This is a genomic window from Pseudodesulfovibrio sp. S3, assembly GCF_004025585.1.
Lineage (GTDB): Bacteria > Desulfobacterota > Desulfovibrionia > Desulfovibrionales > Desulfovibrionaceae > Pseudodesulfovibrio.
Map to the genome: position 1 here is coordinate 77,675 of NZ_QTZO01000012.1, position 13,074 is coordinate 90,748.

The following is a 13,074-nucleotide window of genomic DNA, read 5'->3' on the forward strand; positions in this document are numbered from 1 at the left end:
GCGATATGCAAGCACTGGGTATCTGTCGTCTGTGGCGGTTTTTTGCTGCGAATCACTTAGCATGTCGGGACTGGACAAGTTCCGCCGGAAGATGCAGATTATACAGAAGCGTGTTGCTGGATCGAACAGTGGTCGGACCACCTGCTCGGACAGAGGCATGGCCCATGAAATTTGATTCCTTACGGACACATCCGTGAAACCAACCTCTTGAAATAGAATGGAGGATCACAATGAAAAAGATTTTGATTGCAGCATTGTTGGTGTGTTTTCTCGCCGCCGGATACGGTTGTGCGGGTAAGGCCCAGCAGAGTGCGACGGTCGGCGGCCTGGCCGGAGCAACCATCGGTGCCCTGACTTTCAACAACAAACTGCTCGGTGCAGCCGTTGGTGCCGGTGTCGGCGTACTCATGGGCTACATCGTGGGCAACGAATGGGAAAAGCACGACGAACAGCAGGTTCAGAAGACCCTTGAAACCGGCAAGTCCAACCAGTCGACCGCCTGGACCAACCCGGACACCGGAGCCAACTATTCCGCCACGCCCAGCCCTCCCTACATGGAAGAGAACAAGGTCTACCGGGATGTGGTCATCAAGGACGAGAAGGACGGCGAATCCATCATGGCCAAGGCTTGGCGTGACGACAAGGGCGTCTGGCATCTCAAGCAATAGTTTTGCCTGAACGAACAGTCCTTTCGTTTTACTGTCTCTACAAGGGGAGCCGCGATTTACATTGGCGGCTCCCCTTTTTTTGCGAGCGGCGAAAATAAAGCGGTTTCTACAGAGCAGGGGGCCGCCGGAGCGCACCGAGTACGCCCCGCAGGGTCACGGCCCCGATGACGGTCACGCCGCCGGCAACGGCCCACAGACCGGGGAATTCTCCGTAGCCCACGGCCACGAAAATCGGGTTGAAGATCGGCTCCAGCATCATGATGAGGATGGCCTCGAGCGCACCGAGCCGCTTGATGGCCCAGGTATACAGGACGAGCGAAACGCCCTGTTGCAGGATCCCGAGATAGAGCAATCCCATCCAGCTTTCGGCTGAAGGCAGCGCATCGAACATGAACGGCAGGCCGCACAGGGCGGTCAGGACATGCCCCATGATGACCGATTCCACGGGGGATGCGTCTTTTTGCGCCCGCATGCACAGGGTAAAGACGGCATAGGACAGGCCCGTGCCCATGGCGATGATATTGCCCCAAAGGCCGGAGGGTGAGAGCCTGTCCAGGAAGAAAAGGGTCATGCCGCCCACGGTCACCCCGATGAACACCCAGTCGCTTTTGCGCGTCTTTTCCTTGAGCAGCCACGGCGCGAGCAGGGCCACATAGACCGGCGCGGTATAGGCCAGCAGGATGGCATTGGCCGAAGTGGTCAGCTTGGTGGCCACCACATTGGTGATGAGCAGCCCGGCATACCCAATGGCCGCCCCCCACTGGATGGGCGAAAAGCAAAAATGCAGCCGCTTGCGGAAAAGCACAGCCAGGGTAAGGGCTGCCAATCCGCTGCGAACCCCGGTAATGGCCATGGGGTTCCACTCGATAAGCTTGATGGCCAGCCCCCCGGAACTCCAGATGAGTGCTGTGGCCGCCATGAGCAATATGGCTTTGGTCTTGTCGGTCATACGATCTATTTCTTGCGGCAAAAGCACAACGAAATCAACCACGAATATTCCTTACTCCTTACGCAAGCGACTTTGGGGCGGCACGCCCCAAACAGCGGCTCTTCCTCTCCGTCGGCGCGAGGCTTGGGAGAGTGGTGCAGATGTGCATTTTCTCGGACGCAGCCCAACCGGAGGCGTAGCCTGGCTACGGTGAGGATTGGGCAAAGCCCGAAAAATGTGCAGATGTGCCGCTTTCCCAAGCCGGGTCCGGCAGCCTTCATCTGACACATGAAAAGGGGAGGCTGCGTGAGCAACCTCCCCTTGGAATGGTCAGCTAAAGCCGACCGGCAGCAAACTATTTCATTGCGGAGCCGGAAGCGGCCTTCTGCATCTTGACCTCGACCTTTTCGGTCAGGCTTGCGTAGTAGGCGCGCAGGCGGACGAGGACTTCGTCACGACCAAAGTGATCGACGACGTCTTCGCCATCGGACAGGGCCTTACGCAGCTTGGTGCCGGACAGGATGACGCGGTCTTCCTTGGTGTGCGGGCAAGTGCGCATGGAAGCCATGCCGTCGCACTTGTAGCAGTAGAAGGTCCAGTCGATGTTCATGTTGCGGCAGAGCAGGGCCTTGCCGGGCTCGGCGGTGCAGCCGTCCTGGTAGGGGATCTTCTTGAAGATGTCCTGAGCCTCGAACAGGCCGTAGAAGTCACCGACGCCAGCGTGGTCACGACCGATCAGCATGTTGTTGATGCCGTAGTTCTGACGGAAGGTGGCGTGGATGAGGCCTTCGCGGGGACCGGCATAACGCATGTCCAGGGGGTAACCGGCGTTGATGACGTTCTCGGGAACGAAGTAGTTGTCGATCAGGATCTGGATGCACTCGATGCGGACGTCACCCGGGATGTCGCCGGGCTTCAGGTTGCCGATCAGGGAGTGGATCACGACGCCGTCGCAAACTTCGACAGCGATCTTGGCCAGGTATTCGTGGGAGCGGTGCATGGGGTTACGCAGCTGCAGGGCGGCAACGTTGGACCAGCCACGCTTTTCCATCTCGGCACGGATCTGGGCGGGGGTCAGGTAGACACCGGGGAAACGCTTGGCGTAGTCGCCTTCGGACAGGACCTTGACCGGGCCGGCCAGGTTGTACTTGCCCTGGGCCATGACCATCTGGACGCCGGGATGATCTTCCATGGCAACGGTCCAGAACTTGTCGTCAGCGGAGTCTTCGCCTTCGCCCTTGTAGACGAGTTCGCATTCCCACTTCTTGTCGGCTTCGGTCATCTCGTATTTTTCTTCGATCTTCATGGTGGCGTAGACGGTGCCGTCTTTGGCCTTCAGAGCGACTTCGTCACCGACCTTGACGTCTTCGTCATTGGTGTCCAGAGTGACCGGGATGGGCCAGAAGGTGCCATCGGCCATCAGGAACTTTTCACAAACGCCGGCCCAGTCGGCCTTGTTCATGAAGCCGTTCAGCGGAGAGAAACCGCCGATGCCCATCATGATCAGGTCGCCTTTGGCGCGATCGGAGATGTCGAGAGTCTTGAGGCCAGCGGCCTTTTTGATTTCAGCTTCGAGCTCAGCGCCTTTGAGCAGGCAACAGACGAGACCTTTTCCACCGTGAGGTGCTACGAGGTTAGACATTTAAGCCTCCTAAAAAAAATGTTTTCTCATTCATTCCATAGCCTTAAATTCATGGCGTGCCGATTCAGCCGCTTATAAACCATGATTATTTCCCATATCGAGGGTTCGCCTTTATTGTACGTTTGTGAAAGTCGTGTCAAGCGGTTTTTTCCGGCGATCACCTTACAAATTTATTGTATTGGGCGGCAGTTTGACGCCATAGACTTTGTCATAAAAAAGTCTAGAGAAATCAACAGCAAAGCCAGGGATTAATGCCGCTATTCCAACTAGTTGCAGGGCAGGGTTTTATTCGGTTGTTCCAGGGGAAAAAAGACTTGCAATTGCCTGTTTGTTTGCACTAAAAATTGGGAAGTTTAAGATGGGAACACTCACTGCGACGTCAGCCAGCCTTTTCGGGTGGGAATGAGGATAGGCATTAGGTTTGCGGACAGTGCCCCAGAAGCCAGAGCCAGGCTTGGCGAAATACGCTTGTTCAAAAATTCACTTTCACGTTGACAAGGTTGTTCCGTCTTGCTAATTCCCAAATTCCGCCCGCTTGTCGGGAGGCGATTTTTGTTTAGGTAGAGGATGTCGGTTATTGTGAATAATAAAACCCTATTTAGGAGGAGAAGTTATGCCGACCTTTGTTAACCCGGAAAAATGTGACGGCTGCAAGGGTGGCGAAAAGACCGCTTGCATGTACATTTGCCCTAACGATCTGATGATCCTGGATCCCGCCGAAATGAAGGCTTACAACCAGGAACCGTCTGCGTGCTGGGAATGTTATTCCTGCGTGAAGATTTGCCCCCAGGGCGCTATTGAAGCCCGCCCGTACGCCGACTTCGCCCCCATGGGTGGTACCTCCATCCCGATGCGCTCCGCTGAAGATATCATGTGGACCATCAAATTCCGTAATGGCAGCGTGAAACGCTTCAAGTTCCCCATCCGTACCACTGCTGAAGGCTCCATCAAGCCCTTCGAAGGCAAGCCCGAACCCGGCGATCTGGAATCCGAACTCCTGTTCACCGAAACCGAGCTGGTCGCCCCGAAGGCTACCGCCATGGAAGAAGCTCCAGTTACTGAAGCTGACCTGAAGAAAGAGTGGAAGATGGAAGACTACGCCAACCTGGTCTAGTGCCGGTTCGCGTTTTTTTGTCTGATTAGACTGCTTGAATCACGTTAAATACTAGGAGTAATATTATGCCTCTGCTTCCTATGAAAGAAGCTTCCAAAGGTGTTGCTCTCGCCGAGCCGGAAATCATCGAAAAAAGCGTTGATATCCTGATGGTCGGCGGCGGCATGGGTAACTGCGGTGCCGCTTTTGAAGCCATGCGCTGGATCCAGAAAGTTGATCCTTCCATCACCCTGGAACTCGTGGACAAAGCTGCCATCGAACGCGGTGGTGCTGTTGCACAGGGTCTGTCCGCCATCAACACCTACTGCGGCGACAACGATGTCGACGATTACGTCCGCATGGTCCGTACCGACCTGATGGGCATCGTCCGCGAAGACTTGATCTTCGACCTGGGCCGCCACGTTGATGATTCCGTCCACCTCTTCGAAGAATGGGGCCTCCCCATTTGGGTCAAGAAAGACGGCAAGAACCTCGACGGCGCCAAAGCCAAGGCAGAAGGCCTGGCCATCCGCAACGGCGACGCTCCGGTTCGTTCCGGCCGCTGGCAGATCATGATCAACGGTGAGTCCTACAAGTGCATCGTTGCTGAAGCCGCCAAGAACGCCATTGGTGAAGACCGCTACGTTGAGCGCGTGTTCATCGTAAAGATGCTGCTGGACGCCAATCAGCCCAACCGCATCGCCGGCGCTGTCGGTTTCTCCACTCGTGAGAATAAAGTCTACCTGTACAAGTGCAACGCCGCTGTTGTCGCTTGTGGTGGTGCTGTTAACGTGTACCGTCCCCGCTCCACTGGTGAGGGCATGGGTCGCGCTTGGTACCCCGTTTGGAACGCAGGTTCCACCTATACCATGGTTGCCCAAGTTGGCGGCGAAATGACCATGATGGAAAACCGCTTCGTCCCCGCCCGTTTCAAAGACGGTTACGGTCCGGTCGGCGCATGGTTCCTCCTCTTCAAGGCCAAAGCCACCAACTACAAGGGTGAAGATTACTGCGAGACCAACCGCGCCATGCTGAAGCCTTACGAGGATCGCGGCTACGCCAAGGGTCACATCATCCCCACCTGCCTGCGTAACCACATGATGCTCCGTGAAATGCGTGAAGGCCGCGGCCCGATCTTCATGGACACCAAGACTGCCCTGCTGAACACCGTCGGCGGCGACCTGTCCGGTCCCGAATGGAAGCACCTCGAGTCTGAGGCTTGGGAAGACTTCCTCGACATGTGTGTTGGCCAGGCCAACCTGTGGGCTGCCACCAACTGCGCTCCTGAGGATCGCGGTTCCGAGATCATGCCCACCGAACCTTACCTCCTCGGCTCCCACTCCGGTTGCTGCGGTATCTGGTGCTCCGGCCCGGATGAAGAATGGGTTCCCGAATCCTACAAGGTCAGAGCTGACAACGGCAAGGTCTACAACCGTATGACCACCGTCAACGGCCTCTGGTCCTGTGCTGATGGTGTCGGCGCCTCCGGTCACAAGTTCTCCTCCGGTTCCCATGCTGAAGGCCGCATCGTCGGCAAGCAGATGGTCCGTTGGGTTGTCGACCACAAGGACTTCACCCCCACTCTGAAGGAAACCGCTGCTGACCTCGCCAAAGAGATCTACCAGCCCTGGTACACCTACGAAGCCAACAAGAACGGTTCCACCGATCCTGTTGTCAACCCCGCTTACATCACTCCCCACAACTTCATGATGCGCCTTGTTAAGTGCACCGATGAATACGGTGGTGGTGTTGCTACCCTGTACATGACCTCCAAGGCTCTGCTGAACACCGGTTTCTGGCTGCTCGGCATGATGGAAGAAGACTCCCACAAGCTGGCAGCTCGTGACCTCCACGAACTGATGCGCTGCTGGGAACAGTTCCACCGCCTCTGGACCGTCCGCCTGCACATGCAGCACATCGAGTTCCGCGAAGAATCCCGTTACCCGGGCTTCTACTACCGCGGCGACTTCATGGGCCTGGACGATTCCAAGTGGAAGTGCTTCTGTAACTCCACCTACGATCCGGCCACCGGCGTGACGACTATCTTCAAGAAGCCTTACGTCAAGATCATCCCCGACGCCTAAGCTTAGGTAATGATCATCCCGTGTCCGCGGGCCCCCGGCCCGCGGACACTTTTAAGATTCCGGGGCTAAAATGGTCTGAATCCGGGCCGGGAACGGGCTCCCGGTCCTGATTTAGGCCATTTTTTGGCTTGAGCCTCAACTTTATTCGGGAGGAGTTAAGAGAATGTCGAATAATAGTATTCTCGTTGTAGGCGGGGGGTTCGCAGGAATCACCGCCGCCCTCGAAGCTGCCGAAATCGGCTACGAGGTGTACATCGTTGAAACCAATCCCTACATCGGGGGTCGGGTTGCACAGCTGAATCAGTATTTCCCCAAGCTGTGCCCTCCGTCCTGTGGTTTGGAGATTCAGTTCCAGCGCATCAAAAACAACCCTAACGTCAAGGTCATCACCATGGCCGATGTAGCGTCCGTTTCCGGTTCCGCCGGCAACTACGACGTGAAGATCACGCAGCGTCCCCGCTTCGTGAACGAAAAATGTACAGCCTGCGGCGAGTGTGAGAAAGCCACGTCCAAGAAAGTCGAATCCGAATTCGATTTTGGCACCGGCTCACGCAGCCTGGCGTACAAGACCCATCCTTTCATGTTTCCCATGCGCTACGTTGTCGACGCCCAGAACGCATCCGAATCAGAGTTGGCCGCCATCAAGGACGCCTGCCCGTACGATGCCGTGAACCTGGACGATGCTCCCAAGACCATCGACTTGGCCGTGGGCGCCATTGTCGTGGCCACCGGATGGAAGCCGTACGACATCAAAAAGCTGACCAATCTTGGCGGCGGCACGTTGAAAAACGTGGTCACCAATATGCAGTTTGAGCGTTTGTGTGCGCCGAACGGTCCCACCAACGGCAAAATCCAGCGGCCTTCCGACGGCGCAGAGCCCAAGAAGATCGCCTTTGTCCAGTGTGCCGGTTCCCGTGATCAGAATCATTTGAACTACTGCTCCTACATCTGCTGCATGGCATCACTCAAGCATGTCCGCTACATCCGGGAACGTTCCGACGCCAGCGCCACGATCTACTATATTGATCTGCGCACCCCCGGTCGTTATGACAAGTTCAAGTCCATCACCGAGACTGACGACAAACTCAGCCTGGTCAAGGGTAAGGTCGCAGACATCGTCGAGGACGCAAATGGCAACCCGATTCTCACTGTCGAAAATGCGCTCACCGGTATCAAAACCGACGAGAAGTACGACATGGTCGTTCTGGCCACCGGCATGGAGCCCAGCATCGCTGGTCTTCAGGTTCCGGCCGGCTCCATCGACGCTGACGGTTTTGTCATTGACGGCGAAGGCATCATCGCTGCCGGTTGCGCCAAGCAGCCCCTTGACGTCATGAAGACCGCCCAGTCCGGCACTGCTGCCGCGCTGAAGGCGATTCAAACCGTGGTAGGGAGGTAACCAATGGCTGAAAAGCTTGGAGTATATATCTGTGGCGGTTGCGACATCGGTGCCAACATCGATGTTGACGCGCTGGCAGCTTTCACTGCCAGCGGCAAACACTCCGCCAGTGTTGCCGTGGCCAAATCCAATCCGGTGCTTTGCAGCCCGGAAGGCAAGGCCATGATAGAGGCCGACATCGCTGAAAACGGACTGGACGGCGTGGTGTGCTGCGCCTGTTCCCCCCGCGCCAAGTGGGACGTGTTCAAGTTCGGCGACAAAGTCCAGGTGGAACGCGTGTCTCTGCGTGAGCAGTGCGTGTGGTCCTACCAGGAAGATCCCCAGTTCCCTGGTCAGATGGAAGTCATCGCCAAGGATTACTGCAACATGGGAATCATCAAACTGATCAACAGCAGGATCCCCACACCGGAACTGCCCAATGTCTTCAAGACAATAATGGTCGTGGGCGGCGGTTATACCGGCCTGAATGCGGCCCTGAACGCAGCCAGCCTCGGCTACTCCGTGGTCTTGGTCGAGAAGGACGAGAAACTTGGCGGCAAGGCTGCCGACATGTACAAGTCCTTCCCGCTGGGCGCTCCCTACAGTGACCGCGAACAGCTGATCGACGTGGCCGACCTGATTTCCAAGGTCGAGGCCAACGACAAGATCAAGGTCGTCACCGGATCTACGGTTGAGGCCCTGGCCGGTGCTCCGGCTCAGTACAAGGCGACTGTCGGTGGTGCCGAGTACGAGATCGGCGCCGTGGTCATGGCTTCCGGCTGGGTGCCGGGCAACGCCAAGTTCCTGGCTCCCCTGGGCTACGGTTCCATCAAGAACGTGGTTACCACTGCCGAGCTCGAGAAGATGGCTGCCAACGGCGGCATCAAGACCGCTGAAGGCAAGACCCCGTCTTCCGTGGCCTTCATCGTCGATACTTCCCTGCTCATGAAGGGCGTCGAGTACGGTGCCTGCGGCGAAGCCTGCGATGCCCCTGAAGACCTGCCCTGTGATGATACCAAGGAAGGCGCGGACGAGGAATGCGAAGTCTTCACGTACGAAGACAAGGAATCCGCCAAGCATCTGGCCTACAGCTCCGAGTTGACCTCCCTGATCGCTTTGAAGCAGGCCAACTACGTGCGCGAACTCGCACCCGACGCCGTGGCCTACGTGATCTACGATCACATGATGGTCCCCGGCATCAACGAGAAATACTATCAGGCAGCCCAGGATGATCCGGGCGTCATGCTGACCAAGGGCACGGTTACGGAAGTATCCCAGGCCGGTTCCGCCGTGGTCATCAAGGCCAAGAACACCCTGTTGGGTGCCGACGTCGAGCTGGTTGCCGACATGGTCGTCGTACCGACCGCCATTGTCCCGACCACCGCTTCCGACCCGGTCATGAACTTCGTCTACCGCCAGGGCCCGGCTTTCCCGGACCTTGAGCTGTTCGACGGGTTTGCCGATTCCAACTACATCTGCTTCCCCTACGAGACCCGCCGCACGGGCGTCTACGCCGCCGGTTGCGTGCGTCAGCCCATGGGCCTCGGTCTTGCCGCAGAGGATGCAGCCGGTGCCACGCTGAAAGCCATCCAGTGCATCGAATCCGCCAACCGGGGCATGTCCGTGCATCCCCGCTCCGGCGACCTGAGCTTCCCCGAGTTCAACTTCATGCGCTGCACCCAGTGCAAACGCTGCACCGAGGAATGCCCGTTCGGCGCCCTGGATGATGACGAGAAGGGTACGCCGCTTCCGAACCCCACCCGCTGCCGCCGTTGCGGTACCTGCATGGGTGCCTGTCCGGAACGCGTCATCTCCTTCTCCAACTACGGCATCAACCAGATCGGTCAGGCCATCAAGGAAGTCAAGGTTCCCGACACCCTGGAAGCAGGCGGTCCCCGCATCATCGTCCTGGTCTGCGAGAACGACGCCTACCCGGCCCTGGATATGGCTGCCATGCGCGGCAAGTCCTGGTCCCCGTATGTCCGCTTCCTGCCCGTCCGTTGTCTCGGTTCGGTCAACGCCATCTGGGTGGCTGACGCCATGTCCAAGGGTGTTGACGGCGTGATGATGCTCGGCTGCAAGTTCGGTGACGACTATCAGTGTCACTTCGTCAAGGGCTCGGAACTGTGCAACCGCCGCAAGGAAAACATTGCTGAGTCCCTCGGACGTCTCGGTGTCGAGCCTGAGCGTGTTGAGCAGTACGAGGTTTCTATCGACATGTACGATCAGGTTCCGGCCATGATCGACGAGTTTGTCGATAACATCGTCACAAACTTTGGCCCCAACCCGTTCAAGGGTTACTAGGAGGTACGGCATGTCTAATACCGTCAAGGTACAACCGGACCTTAAGTTCGTGAAAGAGTTGCAGGCCGTAGGCGGCGACTCCCTGAAAAAATGCTACCAGTGCGCCACATGCTCGGTCGTGTGTCCCCTGTCCCCGGCTGACAACCCGTACCCTCGCAAAGAGATGGTCTGGGCTCAGTGGGGCCTCAAGGATCGCCTGGTTAACGATATCGACATCTGGCTGTGCCACAACTGCGGCACCTGTTCCGACCTTTGCCCCCGTGGCGCCAAGCCGGGCGACCTTTTGTCCGCCCTGCGCAACATGGCCTACCGCAACCTGGCTCCGCTGCCGATCATCGGCAAGCTGATGTCCAGCTCCAGCGGGATGCTGCCCCTGGCCGCCGTTCCGGCGCTCCTCTACGGGCTCATCTGGGTCATCATGGCAGGCAAGCTCGGTTCCTTCCTGCCCAGGTTCGAGTTCGTGGATCACGCCTGGAAACCCGCTGCGGACGGCATCATTGCCTTTGGCGGCCTGTTCCCCGGCGACTATACCATCGACCCGGTCTTCATACTGGTGTTCCTGTTCATGCTGTGGGGCTTCTTTGCAGGCGTCCGCAACATGCTCAAGGCTTTTGATGCACAGCCCAAGACCTTCATCGTGGGCCGCAAGAATGAGCCCTGCTTCATCTCCTGCCTGATCGACACGGTCAAGTACGAGATCCTGCAGCACACCCAGTTCCTGGATTGCAACGACGAAGATGCCGACGAACTGGACATCAAACGCGCCACCGGCCACCGCTGGCTGATGTTTGCCTTTATCGCCCTGATGATCGTCACCGGCGTGGTCGCTGCCGGTCACTGGGGTGGCTGGGCCTTGAACTTCCTGGGCTTCCACAGCCTTGGAAACATTGTCTCCGCCATCGGTCACACCCCCATGCCGTTCTATCACCCGATCAAGCTTCTCGCCCTGGTTGGCGCGGGCCTGGGTGTCTACGGTCTCATGGCCCTGACCAAACGTCGTGTGAACCTGGATCAGGCCAAGCAGTCCTCCAGCTGGTATGACTGGTACCTGATCACCCTGATTTGGACCATCTTCCTGACCGGTATCGGCGCCTTGGTGTTCCGCGTTCTCGACGTGGCAATCCTGGCTTACCCGATCTACTACGTGCATCTGATCGCTGTGTTCATGATGCTCGCATACCTGCCGTGGTCCAAGCTGGGCCACCTGGTATACCGTACTGTGGCTCTGTCCTATGCCAAGAAGATTGGCCGCATCCCCATGGGCGCCGACAAATAGTCGCCTGGGTGAACATACAATAGAAGCTTACTTAGTTAAGGAGGCATCACATGGCTGAAGCAAAGGTATTCCCAATGAACGCTTTCGTGTCTGTTCTGCGCGGCGAAGCCGCTGACCAGACTCAGCTCGATATGCTGGCTTACATCACCCAGGCTGAAACTCTGGACGCTGACGTCGCTCCGGTGGCGCAGGCTCTGTCCAAGGCCTGGATCTACGAACAGGAACCCGGTCTGACCGCCTACGCTGAAGGCGACATCGCCAAGCTGGGCAACCAGGTCAAGATCGAAGCCCTGCCCGAAGGTGAGGCTGTCCGCGCCCAGGCTGTCCTGAACATCCTGGCCGCCATGAAGGCTGACAACGCCGCCCTCAAGGCCGAAGTTGAAAAACTGACTGCCGAGAAGGCTGAACTGGCTGCCAAGATCAGTCCCCTGGAAGCCAAGGTCAAAACCATCGACGCACAGAATGCTGCCGGCGAACAGAAAGTCGCCGTGGCCTCTTCCAAGCTCGACGAGATGACCAAGAAGCTCAACGACCTGATGGCGGAAGTCGACAAGGTCAAGAGCCAGGGCGTCGTGGTTGCCGGTGTTGCCGGTGACGGCGCTGCCGCACCTGCCGACGCAGGCATGTCCTCCGGCCCGCAGGTCGGCGGCGAACCCGAAGCCGATTTTGGCTTGGGCGGAGATGCATTCGGCGGCGACACCTGGTAGTCCCGGATTCTGAACAAATAAAAAAGGCCCTGCGCTTCGGCGCAGGGCCTTTTTTATTTGTTCAGAATCCGGGAGTGGCGGCTTGGGATAGCGGGCCATCTGCACATTTTCCGAGGGGCCGTCAGATCCTCACGTAGAGGGACTACGCTGCGGTCTGCCGACCCCTCGGAAAATGCACATCTGACCCACTCTTCCAAGCCTCAGGGGGTCGGGGGAAGAGAGCCGCTGTTTGGGGCGGGGACGCCCCAAAGATGGAGCGCCTTTGGGTTGATCACCTAGGTTTTTTTGCATTGGCGGCGAGTCGAGCGCGAGCATCCAACACTTCGTTACCCAATGATTCGGGTTCTGGGGGTTGAGGAGGGACTGCTTCGGGAAAGGGCTCTATTTCTGAACCGCAATGCTTGCACTTGACGGCCTTTTTCTTGATTAATTCAGCGCAGAAAGGGCATTCCCTTTCATTGGAGTATAGCTTTTGGGGATCAAGTTGCCTGTCGTAGCGGCATTCTTGGCATATTCGCAAGTGAGCGTATTGATTGTGACCGCACTTAAGGCATGTCGCAAATTCATCTTCGTCGCGAGCGGGTGTCCGTTCGGAAGGCAGAGATGTGTGCCATCCACACCAGCATTCTGTCTGATCACCTGTTAGGAATCGGTGGCATTCTGGATTGCCACAAGGACGAATGTTTGGCTTACCATTAATTGTACTGTAATTTTTCATGAAGATTGAGTGCGGTAGAGCGATGATGAACAGAAGAGTTCCATAAATCCACCAAGCACCCATGGACCTGCCTTTGGAACGAGCAATGAAGGCGGGGATGAGGCCAATCAGCATAGCGGTTAATAGGACACCCACTCAAAATCTCCTGTTATGGTAATAAAATATTTGTACTACAATATTGTCTGTGAGTAAATATCCGCTAGTGTGTGTTTGAAAATGAAGTACCAATTTCTTCCCGCCAACGGCGGGCTACACAAAGTTTCGGAAGAGGAGGGG

The 13,074-nt window shown here is 57.2% G+C and carries 9 protein-coding genes; 7 read left to right on the plus strand and 2 right to left on the minus strand.

Features of this window, described 5'->3' with window-relative positions; translation table 11 throughout:
* The first annotated feature begins 230 nt into the window (after nt 1-230).
* Nucleotides 231-668, plus strand: coding sequence for a glycine zipper domain-containing protein (locus DWB63_RS12960; RefSeq protein ID WP_128329269.1), 438 nt, complete (start codon nt 231-233; stop codon nt 666-668).
* 106 nt (nt 669-774) lie between these two features.
* Here the strand turns inward: DWB63_RS12960 and DWB63_RS12965 are convergent, their stop codons facing one another.
* Entirely contained in the window at nt 775-1,617 is an 843-nt protein-coding gene (locus DWB63_RS12965; RefSeq protein ID WP_128329281.1) for a DMT family transporter, read from the minus strand.
* Nucleotides 1,618-1,951: 334 nt separating this feature from the next.
* Complete coding sequence (gene sat, locus DWB63_RS12970; RefSeq protein ID WP_128329270.1) at nt 1,952-3,238, minus strand: sulfate adenylyltransferase; 1,287 nt, start codon at nt 3,236-3,238, stop codon at nt 1,952-1,954.
* 613 nt (nt 3,239-3,851) lie between these two features.
* Here sat and aprB point away from each other — a divergent pair.
* The 6 genes from aprB to DWB63_RS13000 all read left to right on the plus strand — a co-directional run bounded on the left by aprB (nt 3,852) and on the right by DWB63_RS13000 (nt 12,080).
* Nucleotides 3,852-4,352 (plus strand): adenylyl-sulfate reductase subunit beta, encoded by a 501-nt coding sequence (gene aprB / locus DWB63_RS12975; protein ID WP_128329271.1) that lies wholly within the window; start codon nt 3,852-3,854, stop codon nt 4,350-4,352.
* Between the two features lie 65 nt (nt 4,353-4,417).
* The gene (gene aprA / locus DWB63_RS12980) at nt 4,418-6,415 is read left to right on the plus strand and encodes an adenylyl-sulfate reductase subunit alpha (RefSeq protein WP_128329272.1); all 1,998 of its coding nucleotides are present in this window, start codon (nt 4,418-4,420) and stop codon (nt 6,413-6,415) included.
* Nucleotides 6,416-6,533: 118 nt separating this feature from the next.
* The gene (locus DWB63_RS12985; protein WP_277749742.1) at nt 6,534-7,814 is read left to right on the plus strand and encodes a CoB--CoM heterodisulfide reductase iron-sulfur subunit A family protein; all 1,281 of its coding nucleotides are present in this window, start codon (nt 6,534-6,536) and stop codon (nt 7,812-7,814) included.
* Nucleotides 7,815-7,817: 3 nt separating this feature from the next.
* Nucleotides 7,818-10,097 (plus strand): hydrogenase iron-sulfur subunit, encoded by a 2,280-nt coding sequence (locus DWB63_RS12990; RefSeq protein WP_128329274.1) that lies wholly within the window; start codon nt 7,818-7,820, stop codon nt 10,095-10,097.
* A gap of 10 nt (nt 10,098-10,107) precedes the next feature.
* Entirely contained in the window at nt 10,108-11,373 is a 1,266-nt protein-coding gene (qmoC, locus tag DWB63_RS12995; protein ID WP_128329275.1) for a quinone-interacting membrane-bound oxidoreductase complex subunit QmoC, read from the plus strand.
* A 50-nt stretch (nt 11,374-11,423) separates the two neighbouring features.
* Nucleotides 11,424-12,080 (plus strand): hypothetical protein, encoded by a 657-nt coding sequence (locus DWB63_RS13000; RefSeq protein WP_128329276.1) that lies wholly within the window; start codon nt 11,424-11,426, stop codon nt 12,078-12,080.
* Nucleotides 12,081-13,074: the final 994 nt, after the last annotated feature.

Excerpts from the sequence above, each read along its gene's own strand:
- DWB63_RS12990 (WP_128329274.1), top strand. The coding sequence starts at position 7,818 with ATGGCTGAAAAGCTTGGAGTATATATCTGTGGCGGTTGCGACATCGGT.
- DWB63_RS13000 (WP_128329276.1), top strand. The coding sequence starts at position 11,424 with ATGGCTGAAGCAAAGGTATTCCCAATGAACGCTTTCGTGTCTGTTCTG.
- aprB (WP_128329271.1), top strand. The coding sequence starts at position 3,852 with ATGCCGACCTTTGTTAACCCGGAAAAATGTGACGGCTGCAAGGGTGGC.
- aprA (WP_128329272.1), top strand. The coding sequence starts at position 4,418 with ATGCCTCTGCTTCCTATGAAAGAAGCTTCCAAAGGTGTTGCTCTCGCC.
- sat (WP_128329270.1), bottom strand. The coding sequence starts at position 3,238 with ATGTCTAACCTCGTAGCACCTCACGGTGGAAAAGGTCTCGTCTGTTGC.
- DWB63_RS12965 (WP_128329281.1), bottom strand. The coding sequence starts at position 1,617 with ATGACCGACAAGACCAAAGCCATATTGCTCATGGCGGCCACAGCACTC.
- qmoC (WP_128329275.1), top strand. The coding sequence starts at position 10,108 with ATGTCTAATACCGTCAAGGTACAACCGGACCTTAAGTTCGTGAAAGAG.
- DWB63_RS12960 (WP_128329269.1), top strand. The coding sequence starts at position 231 with ATGAAAAAGATTTTGATTGCAGCATTGTTGGTGTGTTTTCTCGCCGCC.